This is a genomic window from Francisella halioticida, assembly GCF_002211785.1.
Lineage (GTDB): Bacteria > Pseudomonadota > Gammaproteobacteria > Francisellales > Francisellaceae > Francisella > Francisella halioticida.
The window spans coordinates 564,955-582,039 of sequence record NZ_CP022132.1 but is presented as its reverse complement, the minus strand read 5'-3'; the positions used below and the strand labels follow the sequence as shown (position 1 = coordinate 582,039).

Sequence of the window (17,085 nt, the reverse complement as noted above, 5' to 3'; positions counted from 1 at the left end):
CTAGATGAAACATCAATCTTAAAGCCTAACTCAAAAAGCATGGATGGAAGAAGATTTGTTTATGGATTGACTAATGGTACGGGTAAAGTTGGCATAGGTCATTCATACTCTTATTTAGTATACTTAGGTCAGGAGATGGGGCAATGGGTGGTACCTGTTAATTTGCAGCGAGTGACTGCTTCTGATTCTGGTATTAGTGTAGGCTTAGATCAATTCCATAAATACATATCTAATCAAGAGAATTCAGGAGATATTAATGTTCTGATTGGTGACTCAAAATACAGTTCAATGGAATGTATTCATAGAGTTTACTCAGAACATAATAATACATTATTGTTAAGCAGGTTTAACTCTGTTAGAAATTTATCTTTTCAAGATCATAGTGATAATAAGCTCAAAAAATATGGTGAGTCTTTTAAATTAAATGATGAATCAACATGGACTACAGCTCCATCGGATTCTGAACAATGTGAAATAGTTACCACACGAGGAAAAGTATATACTGTAAAATTGACTCGTTGGAATAATTTAATTATTCATGGAAAAAGGAACATGCCAATGCATGAGAATTGTTTTGATATTGTTAAAGTTCAAGTTTTTAAAGACAATGGAGATCCAGTATACTACAAAAATATGTGGTTGATGTTAGCTGGCAAAGATAGAGGAAAGCTGACTAGTTTTGAAATATTTTCTAGATATTCAAGTAGATTTAATATTGAGCATTTCTTTAGGTTTTCTAAGCAACATTTACTTTTAGGTAAATATGAAACTCCAGATACTCCAACACTAGATATTTGGAATCAAGTTAGTGTACTTGCCTACATAAATTCACTTGCATGTGCAAGTTTATTGGATACGGATTTATTACATCCTTGGCAAAAACAAATGCGTAAAAACAATAGTATTTACACGCCTTATCAAGTGCAAAGGAATCTATCAACCATATTACAAGAGATTGGTTCACCAGCAAAGCATTGTGTATATAAATCTCATGGATATGGACGAGCTCCAGGTACTATTTTAAATAAAAGAGCTTCTTATCAGCCTTATAAAAAATCAGAAAATAGTGAGTATGGTAAAAAACAAAAAATACCAGACTCTAAGATAGTTTTGAAAAAGTCTAAAAATGAAATAATTAGTGTTCTAGAACTAACAAATCATCAAACTAATTTGTTAAATTCCTATATAAATTAGGCAGATTTTAGAAAATTATATAGTATTTGAGATTCCGCTGATAGGTGGAAGAGATTACTACACATCAAAAGTCCTATTATAAAGTTATGCCAGTAACAACACTATGTAAATCTTTGAATGTGAGCACATCTTCATATTACAGATGGATTCATAAACCTATAGGTAAAAGGCAATGCTGAACTAGATGATGCTATTTTAATGAACATAAATCTAGATATGGAAGTGTTAGGATATACAAAGAGCTTAAAGATATGGGTTGGAAAGTTACTCAACCTAGAGTATCTAAACGTATGAAATTACTTGGTTTACATGCTAAAGCGGCTCGTAAGCATAAGAAAACTACAGATTCTAACCACAACAAACATGTTTATGATAATTTATTAGAACAAAACTTCACTGCTTTATCTGTAAATCATAGGTGGGTTACAGATATAACTTATGTACCTACACAAGAGGGGTGGCTGTATCTTTGTGTGATTATAGATTTATTCTCAAGATCAGTTATTGGTTGGGCAATGGATTCTAGGATGAAAGCGGATTTAGTTTGTAATGCTTTAAATATGGCATTCTTTAGAAGAAATTTTCCTAGTGGTGTGATTATACACTCTGATAAAGGGTCACAGTACTGTAGCAAACAATATCAAGACATTATTAAAGAACACTGGCTACTATCAAGTATGAGCTCTAAAGGATGCTGTTACGATAATGCTGCTTGTGAAAGTTTCTTTGGAACTTTAAAAGTAGAGTTAGTACATGATGAAAGCTATAAAACTAGAGAAGAAGCTAAACTATCAATATTTGAATATATTGAAGCTTACTATAATACAAAAAGGAGACATTCTACAATAAATTATATGACTCCATATCAATTTGAATATATAATGGAAAATGAAGTAGTAAACTGTCCCAAATTGACGGGGTAGATCAGTGTTTATCTCCAGTCTGCTCATATAGTAGCCTTTTCTGTATAACATTTGATAGCTGATCTTGATTAGCATTAGAATCATTTGCGAAACAACTAACAATAATAAGCAGACCAAACAATAAATTAGCAAAAATCTTTCTCATAGAAATAAATCTCCTTATATTTATTAAATTTTGTAATCAAATAACTACACTTACTCTCCCACTAAGCTTATTCAGTACTTTAAAAGTTTCTAAAGAGAATAGAACATATCAAGATATTAATAATTTTACACCTACGATTATATGTTATAAGTTCTTACAAAAATAATAAATCTAGATGAGGAATTTTATTACAAATTAGGAAAGTAAATAATTAATTACCATAAACCTTATCAATTAACTTATTTGTTCTTGCAGAAATTTCTGCTGAAGATGGAGTATGATTTTTATTATCTAAAATTGAATTAACAACATCTTCAACCATATTGATAGAAACATTTTCTGGATGTTTCAAGGAAATAGCTTGTGTTTGAGATTCTGTCTCAATTTCTATAGGGCCATCACCAAACATTGAAAAACTTATTTTACCTTTATCTCCAACTATTTCTATATTGTCATAATTAGTATAGCTACTAAAATTCCAAATACCTGTACCTACAACACCATTTTCGAATGAAAAACTAATAGCAACACTATCTTCAGCTGGATACTTATTAATTTGATTTGTCACTTGGGGTTCTATACTAACTATCTTACCTAAAAGATAATCTAAAATATCTAAAGTATGACAACCAACGTCCATAAATAGACCTCCTCCAGAAATCTCTTTGATAACATGCCATGGTAAATTTTCTGGATCTTGATATCTTTTTTCAAAAGGATCATAAAGTACACAGTTTACAAAGCGTGGATTACCAATTACTTTCTCATCATGTATCAATGATCTTACTTTTTGGTACCTTGACAATGATCTCTTATAATACGCCACATATAATCGCACATTATTTTTTTTACAAGCAGCCATCATCTCTAAACATTCTTGATAGTTCGTTGCCATTGGCTTTTCGACATATACTGCTTTACCAGCTTTGGCTGCTTTTATTGTATATTCTTTGTGAAAGGAAGGCGGTGTAGCTATATAAACAGCATTAACATCATCATCATTGATCAAATAATCAGCATTATCATAATATTTAGGCACATTATGTCTTTTAGCATAATCTTTAGCTAACTCAATGTCTCTTCTCATAACAGCTACTAATTTAGAGCCTTTAACTTTATAAAAAGCTGGTCCACTTTTCACTTCAGTGACTTTACCACAACCGATAATTCCCCACCGTACTTCCTTCATTACGCTATTTCTCCTTTGTTTCAAATGTGCTATTTATAAATTGCTGATGCAATTGGTAAAACCTTTCTACTTCAGGATGCTGCTCTTTTTCAACAATATGATCATTTAGTAATTTCCTGACACTCGTGGATAAGCTATTTAAATATTTTGTAGAAAACTCATGATGATTTATTACACAAAAATTGAATGTTGGACTATATTTATTAGAGTGATAACCTAGATGAACAACCATCCTATCAGATTTTAAAGTGCCACCGTAACCTTTGTGTAAAGCATTGTTGTTATAAAACGCAGCTTCTCCGGGTTTGAGTATTACTTTTTCAGCATTAGGTAAATCCTTATAAGCAACATCTGCCATAACTTTTGAATCTCCAAAAACCTTTTTCTCTTCTTCGGTAAATTGACGATTGTGCGAACCTCTAATAAACCAAAGATTCTCATCATGGTTTAAAGCTATATTTATTTGCACATTGTTATGATTATATTCTTTTGTGAACCAAAAATTATCAATTTCATCCTCTGGAACATGTAGCAAGTCTCTATGCCAACCCTGAACATATTCTATTCCTTTTTCTCCATAAAAAAGTGAAGCCCCTCCAATAATAGGTTCTCCACCTTCTAGTAGTTTTGAGCAAGCATCAAGTATATCTTTATTAGCAGCAACTTCTTGCAAAGTATCTACCCTGTTTCTTGGCTGTAAAAATTGAATATTTGCCATTTTTTTTTCTTTTTTAACATATTCAGGAATAAAAGAATTATAAACTGCATTTTTAAGTTGCTCTACCTGTTGCTCAGAAAAAAGTCGTTTTATTACTACACCATCTTTTTTAAATTTAGCTACATCTATATCATCTATAAACATCTAACCTTCCTCCTATGCTTTATATAAATTATCTTCAATCTCTTCAAGAGATAAATTACCAGTTTCTGGAATATTCTTTCTAATAAGAATATGATATATCAATACAGATATTGCACTTATTAAAAATAGCCCTGCAAAACCTATATGCGCTGATAAAGGTAGAAATAAAGAGCCATATAAAAAAGACATTCCTGAATTTAAGAAAAGGGCAATAGACATGCCTACGCTTCTCATTTTATTTGGAAGAGGTTCTGATAATAAAGCCCAAATACACACACCGGGCCCAACAGCATACCCTATTATAAATAGACATAAAAGAGTAAGCATACAATAACCTTTCAATGAACTAGCTCCTAAAAAATAATAGCATATTGCCATTAAAATTAGAGCCAGAAATACTATAAAGGTTCCAAATAAAACTAATGGCCTTCTTCCTGCATAATCAATTAAGCACAAAGCAATAATAGTAACTACAAAGTTGATCAACATTATTACTGTAGAGCTAAATACTGCTGTTGTTGATGCTGTCAAACCAGATTTAACTAACAAACTTGAACTATACTGTAAAAAAGTATTAATCCCTGTTAGTTGTTGCAACATAGCAATCAAAGCCACTGAAATAAAAAGCACTACTACTTTCTTATTCTTAAAGCCAGCCAGAAAGTCTTGGAATGTGGTGCCTACCGCTATACTTTTTTTTATTTTTTCATATTCGTGCTCAACTATATTCTCATTATAGATTTTATATAAATTTGCTTTTGCTTTCTCAGCTTTACCTTTCATAAATAGCCATCTAGATGATGTAGGCAAAAATACCGCACCGCCAATTAAGAGAAAAATAGCAGGCACCATAGATGTTCCAAACATATCTCTCCAATGACCATTTGTCGGAAACCATTTGGTATACAAATACCCAACATAACCAGCACCCACTATTCCAAGAGTAAGCATTAGTTGAAATAAAGCGATACCTTTACCTCTAAGGTTTTCTGGTATAACTTCAACTATATACAAAGGAATAACTATGGTAACGATACCAACAGCTATACCTTGTACTAGCCTACCAATTAACAAACTTTCATATCCATGTGAACTCATAATGATAAATGTGCTTAATATGAAAATTACACATGATATTAGGATAGAAACTTTTCTTCCAATAATATCAGACACTTTACCTGCAAATAAAGTAGCTAACGCTCCCCCACCAAGTACAGAACCTAAAAGTAAAGATTCCTGACCATGAGACATCACTATTTCTTTATTTATGAAAATTACTGCTGCATTCATCACACCAATATCATAACCATATAAAATCCCTCCCAGAGCTCCTAAAATCATTATAATATAAACATATCCTTTTGTTTGTTTCATAACTATTTTATCCTTTATTAAAGTTATTTAAATAAAACTATACTACCCCAATAAATTAAACAATATTTTCAATTATTTAGTTCCCATCTAAGCCGCCCGTTTTTCCAATAAGTTATCGTAATAAAATTCCATAGGTTTTTTATAATTGATAGACTCATGAAATCTTCTATTATTATAAAAATCTATATAATCATCCACATCGTTTCTTAGTTCAACAATGCCAGGATATTGATTTAAATAAAATCTCTCACATTTAGCACTTCTCCAAAATCTTTCGATGCAAATGTTATCAGTTGCTCTACCTTTACCATCCATAGATATAGTAATTTTTTTATCTAATAATGTTTGGATATGAATGTTAGATGTGTACTGGCTACCTTGATCAGTGTTAAATATTTCTGGTACTCCATATTTATACAGAGCTTCATTTAAAACTTTCATAACTAAACTACTATCCATAGTGTTGGATATCTCCCAACTTAGTACAGCCTTAGAGTACCAATCAATAATAGCTGCCATATAAACTGTGCCAGCATCAGTCTTAATATATGTAATATCTGTAGACCAAACTTGATTAGGTCTCAATATGCTTAAACCTTTTAGTTTGTAACTATAAATAGCATGCTCTTTGTTAGGTTCAGATAAGTTTAAGTTTGGTTTTTTCACCGCCAATATAGCTTTGATGCCTAACTCTTTACGATACTTTTGTACTGTGTTCTCACAGATGCTAAACCCATCTTCTATTAATTGCTTATGAGCTTTTATATAGCCGTAGCAGGGAATCTCCTCATGTATCTGTATAAGCTTTGCTTTTACTTCTTCTTTATGTTCGTTAACCACAGGCTTGTAATATAAACCAGCTCTAGAAACTTCTAATAAGAAACTTTGTTTTACAACAGATAATTTATGCTTAGGATCAATCATCGCTTTTCTATCAGATAATCCCAAGCTTACGAGCTTTCCCTCAAGAAATTCCTTCTCAATTGTTAGTTGTCCAACCTTCTTAGAATACTGATCTATCTTGGTTTGAAGCTTTGCATTGTCTTTTTTATATTGTGATACTGATTTGGATGGATCCATTGCCAACTCAGCATTTTCTAAAAAGGCTGTTTTCCAATTATTTATGTTTTTGGGCGTAATATTATATTTTACTGATAACTGTGTGATTGTTTGATCTTTCCCCAATACTTCCAAGACAACTTTAGTCTTAAATTCAACGGTATATATTTTTCTCTTATTACTCATTTACATTTATCCTAAATTGCTCATTTATAGTTTAGCTACTTTAGGAACTAAATTCTCAAAATTGTTGTTACAATTTCATGGGGTATTATAAACTCAACAAATCCAGTATATCAATTATTTTTGCTAGGTAAATAACATTAGATTCACTAAGTGTAAAAGTTTATGTATATATTAACAATTAAATAATTGAGATAGTTTCTTCCTAAAGACAACCCTGTGCTCAAATAATTGTTCTTGGCTATAGAGATAATATGGCTAAAAATAGTCGATACATGTTAGATATTAGAATAATACCATGCCTTACTTCACTATTTTTGTATTTGATGAAAGAATTCAGAAGTTTATATAAATGAATTTATATAATTAATTGAAAAGAATCAATTAATAGTTTTAATTATTCAAAGAAGCTCTTAGCATAATCTTTTACATTATCAAACCAAGATTTACTTTTTGGTGAATGTTTACTTTGATAGTCTTCACCTAAGCTATCAGCAAATTTTCCTAAAAGTTCTTTTTGCTCTGCATTTAGATTTATAGGTGTTTCTACTACAACTTTACAAAGCAGATCTCCCCTTCTATGTCCTCTTAAAGATTTCATGCCCTTCTCTCTCAAACGAAAAACTTTACCAGTTTGGGTTTCAGCTATTACTTTTAAAGTTACTTCACCATCTAGTGTTGGAACATTGATTTCTCCACCTAAACAAGCTTTAGTAAAGCTTATTGGCATTTCACAGTAAAGATTCATTTCTCTTCTTTCAAAAATCCTATGATCTTTGATTAAAATTTGAACATAAAGATCTCCGCTCATCGCCCCATTTGAACCAGAATCTCCCTCACCATGAAGTCTGATTCTATCACCATTATCAACACCTTCAGGTATCTTAACTTTTAGAACCTTCTGTTTTTTAACTTTACCATTTCCATAACAGGCATCACATGGATCCGAGATATTTGATCCAGAACCATTACAAGCTGGACAAGTCTGCTCAAAAGCAAAAAAACCTTGCTGTCTTCTGATTGTACCTTGACCATTACATGCATGACATGTTGTCTTGCTTTTAGATTTTGAGCCAGTACCCTCACAAGCATCACAAGCAGCCATCTTAGGTATAGTTATTTCTTTCTCTACACCAAAAAAAGCTTCTTCTAGTGATATCTCTAAAGTATATTCTAGATCACTGCCTCTAGCAGCTCTAGATCTACCAGCTCCTCCACGAGAAGATCCTCCACCGAAAAAATTATCAAAGATATCCTCAAACCCACCAAAACCGCCTGCTCCACCAGCACCACCTTGTTGGTTAACACTGGCATGTCCAAACTGATCATATCTTGATCTTTTTTGATCATCACTTAATATTTCATAAGCTTCTGAGACTTCTTTAAATTTGATTTCAGCCTCTTTATCATCTGGATTACGATCTGGATGATATTTCATTGCAAGCTTTCTATAAGCTCTTTTAATTTCAACACCTGAGGCTGTTTTCGATATATTTAAAGTTTCATAGTAACATTTCTGTTGCATTTTAATTAACCTAAAATTTTGGAACGTATAATTATAACAAAAAGATAAGTGTGGATAAACCACACTTTATTGATTACATAAGAATTAATTATTTTTTATCGTATTCAACATCTTCAAAATCTGCATCAACAACATCGTCATCTTTCTTAGCTTCTTCAGTCTGAGCACCATCTTGAGCACCTCCAGCAGCTTGAGCTTGTTCAGCATAAGCTTTTTGAGCTATAGGAGCAAAAGCTTCTTCTAAAGCTTTTGTTTTAGCTTCAATTGCATCCTTATCATCACTTTTCACTATTGATTCTAAGTCCTTACAAGCTGCTTCTACTTTTTCTTTTTCTTCTCCTGAAACTTTATCTCCTAGTTCAGAGATAGCTTTTCTTGAACTATGGATCAAATTATCAGCGGTATTTCTAACAGTTACTAGCTCTTGGAACTTCTTATCAGACTCAGCATTCGCCTCTGCATCTTGTACCATTTTTTCTATTTCTTCTTCAGAAATACCACCACAAGATTTGATAACTATATTTTGTTCTTTACCAGTAGCTTTATCTTTTGCAGATACATTCATAATACCATTAGCATCTACATCAAAAGTTACTTCAATTTGAGGCATACCACGTGGAGCTGGTGGAATATCTGCCAAATCAAATCTACCTAAAGATTTATTTACAGAAGCCATTTCACGCTCACCTTGAAGCACATGTATAGTTACTGCAGATTGATTGTCCTCTGCTGTAGAGAATACCTGTGACTTCTTAGTAGGGATAGTTGTATTTCTTTCAATAAGTTTAGTCATAACTCCACCCATAGTTTCAATACCAACAGATAAAGGAGTTACATCTAATAAAAGAACGTCTTTAACATCACCAGCTAATACACCACCTTGAATAGCTGCACCAACTGCCACAGCTTCATCCGGGTTAACATCTTTACGGGGCTCTTTACCAAAAAATTCTTTTACTTTTTCTTGTACTAGAGGCATACGAGTTTGTCCACCTACTAGTAGTACTTCTGTAATATCAGACTTGCCTAATCCAGCATCTTCAAGTGCTTTTTTACAAGGCTCTAAAGATCTAGCTACTAAATCACCAACTAATGACTCAAACTTAGCTCTAGTTATTTTAATATTTAAATGTTTAGGTCCTGTAGCATCAGCCGTAACATATGGCAAGTTCACATCAGTTTGACTAGCAGATGATAATTCTACTTTAGCTTTTTCTGCTGCTTCTCTAACTCTTTGTAGAGCTAACTTATCATTATGAAGATCTATTCCTTGCTCTTTCTTGAACTCATCAATTAAATAATCCATCAACACTAAGTCAAAATCCTCACCACCAAGGAAAGTATCTCCATTTGTAGAAAGCACTTCGATTTGATTATCTCCATCTACATCTGCTATCTCAATGATAGAGATATCAAAAGTACCACCACCTAAGTCATACACTGCTACTGTTTGTTCACCTTTTTTAGAGTCAACACCATATGCTAATGCAGCAGCTGTAGGTTCATTGATTATTCTTTTAACATCAAGACCTGCAATTTTGCCAGCATCTTTTGTAGCTTGTCTTTGACTATCATTAAAATAAGCAGGTACTGTAATTACAGCCTCAGTTACAGCTTCTCCTAGAAATTCTTCTGCTGTTTTTTTCATTTTTCTTAAGATTTCAGCTGAAACTTGAGGAGGCGCCATTTTCTTACCTTCTTTAGTTGCAACCCAAGCATCCCCATTATCTGCTTTAGCTACAGAATAAGGAACTTTCTTTTTAATATCATTTTGTACTGCTTTATCATCATACTTACGTCCGATAAGCCTTTTAATAGCAAAAAAAGTATCATCTGGATTTGTTACAGCTTGTCTTTTAGCCGCTTGACCTACCAATATTTCTCCACCATCAGTATATGCAACAACCGAAGGAGTAGTTCTATGCCCTTCAGCATTTTCAATAACTTTAGCACTTTTGCCATCCATGATAGCAAGACAAGAGTTAGTAGTACCTAAATCTATTCCTATTATTTTTCCCATTTGACTCTCCTATTTTTATTTTCTAAGTTCAGTAATTTTCTTAAATCATCTAGATAATAGATGGATGTTGTTTACTTTTTTTTCAAGAACTTTTTTAATTTTTTACAACAATAACTTTTGCAGCTCTAACCACACGACCATTTAACAAGTATCCTTTTTGAAAAACTTCAAAAACAATATTATCTTCTAAACCTGGATTAGGTATCATTGCCATAGCCTCATGAACATTTGGATCAAATTTTTCTCCTTTTGGATCAAGCTCTTCCAAACCGTTATTTTTCAAAATATCAAAAAGCATTTTAGCTGTAAGTTCTATACCCTCTTTCATAGCTACTGCTTCTTCAAGCTTAACTTCATGCTTTAAAGCTTGATCTATGCTATCTGTTATAGGTAAAAGATCTTTAACAAATTTTTCTACTCCAAACTTACGTGCTTTAGAAACTTCTTTTTCTGCTCTTCTACGAATATTTTCCATCTCTGCTCTAGCTCTTAAAGCTTCATCTTTCATAGCATCACAAGTTTCTTCAAGCTCTTTTATAGCATCTTTTGACCTTTCTAATTGCTCTTCTATTGATAATTCTTCAACAGAATTATTAGTTGAGCTCTCTTCTGATTCTACTTCATTATTTAGGTTTTTATCTTCTACTTTACTTTTTTCATCTTTACTCATAAAACAACCTTTTACTTTTCGTTCTGTTAATACTACAATTTGTTAGATGTTCTATAGATAGTTATTATTTCTATATTTTCAAGAGATTATTGGTGTTTTTTTAATATGAGTATTAAACAAATAATGGAAACTTTAAAAAACATAGGCATTATTATACTTGTTTTATTTATATCAGGATGTACAAATGTTACTACTAAAAACTACCTTACAGAAAAGCTAACAAATATAGCCACAACTAAATCAGATAGTCTAAAGGTAGCAAGCTATCTCACAGAAAAATATTCAAATAAAGTTACATATAGGAAATCTACTTTTAAAGATCTAGAAAGTTGGAATAATGCTAATCAACTTAAATCTTTAAGTGCATTAAAATTATCCTGTAACAAAATACTCATAGAAAAGAAACCAGAGTATAAGAATTGGCTTAATGTCTGCAATAAAATAGAAAAAACGAATTTCAAAACCACTAAACAAGCCAGAGTATTTTTTGAAAATAATTTCTCTCCATATCAAATAATTTTGGGGGATAAAGACACCGGAGTATTTACTGGATATTATGAGCCTACCATGAAAGGAAGTCTGGTAAAAACTCTACAGTATAGTGTGCCAATTTATAGAACGCCTGATAAGTTAATAAAAAAATCAAATAATGATGGTAGCTACTCATTTGGAATATATAATAAAGATGGTGAACTAGTTCCATACTATTCACGGGAACAAATCTCTGAGGGTAATTTATTTACTAACAAAGACGTATTAGTTTGGGTAAAATCAAAAATTGATCGTACCTTTTTACAAATTCAAGGCTCTGGTAGGATAGAAACTAGTAGTGGAGACATACTACTTGGCTATGATAGTCAAAATGGCCATCCATATAGACCAATAGGCAAATACCTAATTGAGCATAATTACATGTCTGCAAAAGAGATGTCTATGCAATCGATAAAAAAATGGCTGAAAAACAATAAAGATAAGGTAGATGAAGTTTTAAACTATGACCCTTCATTTGTATTTTTTAGATATATTGATCGTAAAAATACCGTAGGGGCCCAAGATGTTGAACTTACTCCAGGATATTCTTTGGCTATTGATCACATATACTACCCTTATGGCATACCATTATGGCTAGAAACAGATTATTATAAAGAGAATCATAAAAATACAGTCCCTCTTGATAGGCTAATGATTGCTCAAGATACTGGTGGTGCTATTAGAGGTGCTATTAGAGGCGATGTTTTTTGGGGACATGGTAAACAAGCGGAGTTTAATGCCGGTCATATGAATAACAGAGGTAAACTATGGATATTACTACCGAATGATTAAAACTAATACAATAACTATAGGTGGTGGAATCTCTGGAATTAGTTTTCACCAGGAATTAAATAGAGCTGGAGTTGAAAATTTAGTTATTGAAAAAGATAAAGATGGTGGCTGTATTGATACTCAAACTTATAAAGATTTTTGGTTTGAGATGGGAGCTCATACCATATATAACTCTTACTCAAATACTATAGATTTTATCAAAAAAAACAAAGTGGAAAATAATATTGCTGCTCGTAATAAACTACCTTTTTTGCTAGTTAAACCAAACAACAATATTGAAAGTATCTTTAAAAACCTTAACTTTTTTAGCCTAGCATATAACTACATCAAAAATAGAAAAATATCTAAAAATGATAAAACTGTAAAAGAATATGCATCAAAACTTTTTGGGGAAAGCAATTACAATAATACGCTTAAATATTGTTTTAATGCTGTACTTTCACAAAGTAGTCAAGACTTTCCAATGGAGTATCTTTTTAAAAAATATGATAGAGATACAAGTATACCAAGAAGTTTCACTCTAAAAAATGGACTTTCAAATATAATAAAAAATTCACAGATAAGCTCCATTAAAGAGAATGTTCTCAAAATTTCTTACACTCAAAATAAGCAATGGCTAATTACAACTGACAAGACTAGCTATACAGCCCAAAGAGTTTGTTTAGCAACTCCTTGGAATACTACAAAAGAGCTACTTAAAGATATATTACCAAATATAGCTAAGCATAAATATTCGCCAACAATGTCAGAACTAATAAATATTGCTATAGTCGTTAATAAAGAGAAACTCAAGCATATTAAGAGCTTAGCTGGTCTAATTGGCAAAGATCAGTTTTTCTTTTCTGCTGTTTCTAGAGACGTTATTGACCATTCTGATTACAGAGCTATAGTATTTCATTGTCATAAAAACATCTCTCAAGAGAATCTAATTGATAGAATTAGTATACTTCTAAAAATAAGAAAACTTGACATTTTATACTCATATCAAAAAACTAATTTATTACCATGCTATCATCGTAATCACAATATCTTTTTAAAAGACTTAGAAGAAGAACTCTCGCAAATTTCTAACTTATATATTACAGGAAATTTTTTTGATAGATTAGCCATTGAAAACTGTATTAGAAGATCAAATAAAGAAGCTAACAGATTAATCCATAGTCTCTAATGAGAGATCCACTCTTTTTGAAAAAAAATCAATATTACAAACTTTTACAAGATTGCAATATTTTAGTTACACTCTCCAACTACTATCAATATATAACATATATAACATTAATAAGGTAATTAGCAAAATTTAAATTCTTGTATATAGATAAAAATAGGAGAATAGATCATGCCTACACTTAAATTTGATAAGGAATATAGAAAACTATCACTAGACAGCATTGGGCCTACAAATAATCTTTCAAGCAGAGTTCGTGAAAATATCAGAGACGTAATGTTAAAAAATATTTGGCCTATTGAGACTATGACAAAATTCAAAATGAAGCTAAATAAGCATAAAACTAATGAACAGAACTATAGAAATTTAAAAGAATATTTAAAAAAAAATTCACCTCTTGCTAGTTTTTGGTTAGAGAACAAGCCACAAAATGTTTATTTAAGCTTTTTAAACATAGATAAATTTAAAGAATCTCTTGCTAAAAACTTAACTACTAGAGCTGTTTTTGAAGAAAAGGAGCAATTTTTAGTATTTGAGGGAGGAGATATTTCTAAATATGATGACGATACTCTCAAACTACTTCAAAAACTAACTTTGCATATAGACATCCACGGAAAATTCTTGATAGCAGAAATGGCTAATTATAAATTATTAGCTCACTGTTCAATAACTAAAAAATCAACAGAAATTACTTGCGGGCACTTAGGGGCTCTTTTAAGTTATATAAAGCAAGGGGTTTTAGACATACTTTCGGTACTTGATCTTCAGTGCGTAATGGGTTCGGAAGAATATCTAGATTTTATGGCTCGAATTTTAGATACTTTTAATTTGTTAGCTTACTCATGTAAAACAAGTATAGCTAAATATCAGGTACAAAACTATGAATCTCTTATGGAAATGAATGATGAACATTTTTTTAAAGAATACACAAATTTACTTTTATCACAGCGAATTAACGAACAAGAACAAATAAAAGATATGCAAGAAGATTATAAGCAAGCTAAAAATGCGGCCTATCAAAAAAGCCCACAAGCTGGACGATTTTATGAAAGAGCGATGTCTAGAATTACTCAATCAAGAGTGACAACTCGTAAAACATTAATAGATGCTAGAATAATTAAACTTAAAGCTGAAATAAACAAAGCTAATAAAGAAGGTTTATTAACAGACACGGAATTACTTAAAAATGGTAGTATAAGTTTCCAAAATAGTAGCTGGTATCTAAATAAAATAATGATTATTCGCTATTTGCAAGAAGAAGTTCCATATAAAGTTATGGAATATGGATACAAAGCTGGGAAAACTGCTTTTATGGCAGGAAAAAAAATTACTGGATCTTATGCTGGTGGTGGAGCAGCCGTCTTAGCCTCATATTATGGTTTAGATATGATGCTAGGCGCTGCATTTGGTGTCGGTATAACTCCAATAGTTCTGGCAGGTGCTGGAATAGCTATTGCAGCAGGATATGTAGCAACAACTGCCATTAATAAAAGAGCAGATTATTTAAGATATAAGGGATTAAATGAATCTTTACCACTACAACAACAATCTCTACTAGTTAATCAACGTCGTTATTTCTTTATAAAAGGTTCTCTTGATTATCTAATTTTGTGTGGATATAAAACAAATGGAATGGAACAACTTGCAAGACTTGAAAAATCACTTGAAGAAAAAATAAAGAGGTTAGAAGCAACTAATAAAGAATTAAAAACAATGGATAGTGATACTTTAAATATTATTCAAAAAAGTGTTACTGAAAATTATAAATATACTCAAGATAAAGTTTATGGAGGTTATAAATACACTCAAGATAAAGTTTATGGAGGTTATAAATATGCTCAAGAAACAGTTTCTCAAGGCTACAACTACCTTATAAAAAGTATCTGGGGATAATAATAGCTAATATAAAATTTAAGCACCTATTGATTTAAAACAAAAAACCTTACATCACTTTATTTTTCTAAACTTACTTTATTTAAGTACATTCATTGCATATTATGTTTTCTGCTAAATACACAATTGAAAATTATATTAAAATATCTAATATATAGTTTGAGTAAGTTATTATATCCATATAAATAAGGAAAATAATCATGAAAAGAATAATACTCCTATTAGCTTTATTAATTTCATCAGAATATCTTTTTGCTTCAAACAATATTTACCAAGAAGGAACAATTACAGCTTTAACAAATGGTATATATTCTAGCGACACTTCTCTCAAAACATTAGAAAGTAAAGGACGATATGGGCTTGGTACTATAGAAGGTGCCAAAGGTGAGATGATAATATTTAAAGGTAAAGCTTACCTTAGTGATATTAGTGGTAAAGCAGTTCCCCTTAAAGGGAGTGTAACTGTACCATTTGCAGATGTATTTAATTTCTCAAAACCACAAATAAACTCTTCTTACAATAGCCTAACTATTCCTAGTATATTTTCTATGATTAGCAATAAGCTTTATGGTGATAATTACTTTTATATAATTAAGATTAGTGGTAAATACTCAAAAATTCACGCTAGAACAATCCCACCAGCTCAAAAAGGATATACATTAAGCAAATGGATAGCTAAAAATCAAAAATTCCATGATCTTAAGAATGTTGAAGGAACACTTATAGGCATATATAGTCCTAAATACTTATCTAGTATTACAGTTCCAGGTTTCCATTTTCATTTTATCACAAAGGATCATTCTCGTGTTTACCATGTCTATAGTTTTAGATCAGCGCAGGTTAATGTACAAATAGAGAAAATGAATAACCTCCAAATTATACTTCCAAATACTAAAGAATATCAAAATGGCTCTATAGAGAGCTTTAGTCATGATACAATCAGTAAAATGGAGGAAGGTAAATAAAACTATTTAGCAAGTTTTTTAGTAAAAGATTTGCTTATCTGCAATAGAAAATGTATCATGTAGTCTGCTTAAATTTTTAAAGTGCGGCAAGCTTTATATGTTTGTAAGATTAAGAATTTTTTGCAAAAACTGAGTAATTGACAACAATAAATAAAGGAAAAAAGATGAAAACGTTTACTGCAAAACCATCAAATATCAAAAGAGAATGGCTTTTGATTGATGCTACAGATAAAACTTTAGGTCGTCTAGCTACAGAAGTAGCAATGATCCTAAGAGGTAAAAACAAGCCAGAATATACTCCTCACATGGATACTGGCGACTATATTATTATCGTAAATGCTGAGAAAGTAGCTGTTACTGGTAACAAAAGAAAAGGTAAAATTTACCACCACCACACAGGCTATATTGGCGGTATCAAATCAATATCTTTTGAGAAATTAATAGCAACTCATCCAGAAAGAGCTATTGAAAAAGCTGTAAAAGGTATGCTTCCTAGAACTCCTCTAGGTCGTACAATGTTTAAAAAATTAAAAGTTTATGCAGGTGAAACTCACCCGCATACAGCTCAACAACCTCAAGCTCACAATATTTAATA

15 protein-coding genes are annotated in these 17,085 nt (G+C 31.4%); 7 read left to right on the top strand and 8 right to left on the bottom strand.

Annotated elements, in window-relative coordinates; genetic code table 11:
* Nucleotides 1-39: 39 nt before the first annotated feature.
* Nucleotides 40-1,194 (top strand): hypothetical protein, encoded by a 1,155-nt coding sequence (locus CDV26_RS03180; RefSeq protein WP_088772065.1) that lies wholly within the window; start codon nucleotides 40-42, stop codon nucleotides 1,192-1,194.
* Nucleotides 1,195-1,445: 251 nt separating this feature from the next.
* Nucleotides 1,446-2,117, top strand: coding sequence for an IS3 family transposase (locus CDV26_RS03175; protein ID WP_088772064.1), 672 nt, complete (start codon nucleotides 1,446-1,448; stop codon nucleotides 2,115-2,117).
* 1 nt (nucleotide 2,118) lies between these two features.
* Here CDV26_RS03175 and CDV26_RS11925 read toward each other — a convergent pair whose 3' ends face one another.
* The 8 genes from CDV26_RS11925 to grpE all read right to left on the bottom strand — a co-directional run bounded on the left by CDV26_RS11925 (nucleotide 2,119) and on the right by grpE (nucleotide 11,144).
* Nucleotides 2,119-2,262, bottom strand: coding sequence for a hypothetical protein (locus CDV26_RS11925; protein WP_157671412.1), 144 nt, complete (start codon nucleotides 2,260-2,262; stop codon nucleotides 2,119-2,121).
* A 211-nt stretch (nucleotides 2,263-2,473) separates the two neighbouring features.
* Nucleotides 2,474-3,451, bottom strand: coding sequence for a Gfo/Idh/MocA family protein (locus CDV26_RS03170; protein ID WP_088772063.1), 978 nt, complete (start codon nucleotides 3,449-3,451; stop codon nucleotides 2,474-2,476).
* A 4-nt stretch (nucleotides 3,452-3,455) separates the two neighbouring features.
* A complete protein-coding gene (locus CDV26_RS03165) occupies nucleotides 3,456-4,313 on the bottom strand; it encodes a phytanoyl-CoA dioxygenase family protein (RefSeq protein ID WP_088772062.1) in 858 nt (285 codons plus the stop codon).
* Nucleotides 4,314-4,325: 12 nt separating this feature from the next.
* Nucleotides 4,326-5,687 (bottom strand): sugar porter family MFS transporter, encoded by a 1,362-nt coding sequence (locus CDV26_RS03160; protein WP_088772061.1) that lies wholly within the window; start codon nucleotides 5,685-5,687, stop codon nucleotides 4,326-4,328.
* A gap of 87 nt (nucleotides 5,688-5,774) precedes the next feature.
* Nucleotides 5,775-6,932 carry an IS3 family transposase gene (locus tag CDV26_RS03155; protein WP_088772060.1) on the bottom strand — a complete coding sequence of 386 codons (1,158 nt, stop codon included), beginning with the start codon at nucleotides 6,930-6,932 and terminating at the stop codon, nucleotides 5,775-5,777.
* A gap of 394 nt (nucleotides 6,933-7,326) precedes the next feature.
* Nucleotides 7,327-8,454, bottom strand: a complete 1,128-nt coding sequence (gene dnaJ, locus CDV26_RS03150) for a molecular chaperone DnaJ (protein ID WP_088772059.1) — start codon at nucleotides 8,452-8,454, stop codon at nucleotides 7,327-7,329.
* A gap of 88 nt (nucleotides 8,455-8,542) precedes the next feature.
* Nucleotides 8,543-10,474, bottom strand: a complete 1,932-nt coding sequence (gene dnaK / locus CDV26_RS03145) for a molecular chaperone DnaK (protein ID WP_088772058.1) — start codon at nucleotides 10,472-10,474, stop codon at nucleotides 8,543-8,545.
* 94 nt (nucleotides 10,475-10,568) lie between these two features.
* Nucleotides 10,569-11,144: a nucleotide exchange factor GrpE gene (grpE, locus tag CDV26_RS03140; protein ID WP_088772057.1), complete on the bottom strand. Its 576-nt coding sequence runs from the start codon at nucleotides 11,142-11,144 to the stop codon at nucleotides 10,569-10,571.
* 105 nt (nucleotides 11,145-11,249) lie between these two features.
* Here grpE and mltA point away from each other — a divergent pair, with 105 nt between their 5' ends.
* From mltA to rplM, 5 genes are all read left to right on the top strand, one after another.
* A complete protein-coding gene (gene mltA, locus CDV26_RS03135) occupies nucleotides 11,250-12,467 on the top strand; it encodes a murein transglycosylase A (protein ID WP_088772056.1) in 1,218 nt (405 codons plus the stop codon).
* The gene (locus CDV26_RS03130; protein ID WP_088772055.1) at nucleotides 12,460-13,635 is read left to right on the top strand and encodes an NAD(P)-binding protein; all 1,176 of its coding nucleotides are present in this window, start codon (nucleotides 12,460-12,462) and stop codon (nucleotides 13,633-13,635) included. Before mltA ends, CDV26_RS03130 begins: the two co-directional genes overlap by 8 nt.
* 168 nt (nucleotides 13,636-13,803) lie before the next feature.
* A complete protein-coding gene (locus tag CDV26_RS03125; protein WP_088772054.1) occupies nucleotides 13,804-15,525 on the top strand; it encodes a hypothetical protein in 1,722 nt (573 codons plus the stop codon).
* Nucleotides 15,526-15,725: 200 nt separating this feature from the next.
* Nucleotides 15,726-16,490 (top strand): acetolactate decarboxylase, encoded by a 765-nt coding sequence (locus CDV26_RS03120; protein ID WP_088772053.1) that lies wholly within the window; start codon nucleotides 15,726-15,728, stop codon nucleotides 16,488-16,490.
* A gap of 164 nt (nucleotides 16,491-16,654) precedes the next feature.
* A complete protein-coding gene (rplM, locus tag CDV26_RS03115; protein ID WP_088772052.1) occupies nucleotides 16,655-17,083 on the top strand; it encodes a 50S ribosomal protein L13 in 429 nt (142 codons plus the stop codon).
* The last annotated feature ends 2 nt before the right edge of the window (nucleotides 17,084-17,085 follow it).

Excerpts from the sequence above, each read along its gene's own strand:
- CDV26_RS03165 (WP_088772062.1), bottom strand. The coding sequence starts at position 4,313 with ATGTTTATAGATGATATAGATGTAGCTAAATTTAAAAAAGATGGTGTA.
- dnaK (WP_088772058.1), bottom strand. The coding sequence starts at position 10,474 with ATGGGAAAAATAATAGGAATAGATTTAGGTACTACTAACTCTTGTCTT.
- CDV26_RS03155 (WP_088772060.1), bottom strand. The coding sequence starts at position 6,932 with ATGAGTAATAAGAGAAAAATATATACCGTTGAATTTAAGACTAAAGTT.
- CDV26_RS03175 (WP_088772064.1), top strand. The coding sequence starts at position 1,446 with ATGGGTTGGAAAGTTACTCAACCTAGAGTATCTAAACGTATGAAATTA.
- CDV26_RS03130 (WP_088772055.1), top strand. The coding sequence starts at position 12,460 with ATGATTAAAACTAATACAATAACTATAGGTGGTGGAATCTCTGGAATT.
- rplM (WP_088772052.1), top strand. The coding sequence starts at position 16,655 with ATGAAAACGTTTACTGCAAAACCATCAAATATCAAAAGAGAATGGCTT.
- CDV26_RS11925 (WP_157671412.1), bottom strand. The coding sequence starts at position 2,262 with ATGAGAAAGATTTTTGCTAATTTATTGTTTGGTCTGCTTATTATTGTT.
- CDV26_RS03170 (WP_088772063.1), bottom strand. The coding sequence starts at position 3,451 with ATGAAGGAAGTACGGTGGGGAATTATCGGTTGTGGTAAAGTCACTGAA.
- dnaJ (WP_088772059.1), bottom strand. The coding sequence starts at position 8,454 with ATGCAACAGAAATGTTACTATGAAACTTTAAATATATCGAAAACAGCC.
- CDV26_RS03125 (WP_088772054.1), top strand. The coding sequence starts at position 13,804 with ATGCCTACACTTAAATTTGATAAGGAATATAGAAAACTATCACTAGAC.
- CDV26_RS03180 (WP_088772065.1), top strand. The coding sequence starts at position 40 with ATGGATGGAAGAAGATTTGTTTATGGATTGACTAATGGTACGGGTAAA.
- grpE (WP_088772057.1), bottom strand. The coding sequence starts at position 11,144 with ATGAGTAAAGATGAAAAAAGTAAAGTAGAAGATAAAAACCTAAATAAT.
- CDV26_RS03160 (WP_088772061.1), bottom strand. The coding sequence starts at position 5,687 with ATGAAACAAACAAAAGGATATGTTTATATTATAATGATTTTAGGAGCT.
- mltA (WP_088772056.1), top strand. The coding sequence starts at position 11,250 with ATGAGTATTAAACAAATAATGGAAACTTTAAAAAACATAGGCATTATT.
- CDV26_RS03120 (WP_088772053.1), top strand. The coding sequence starts at position 15,726 with ATGAAAAGAATAATACTCCTATTAGCTTTATTAATTTCATCAGAATAT.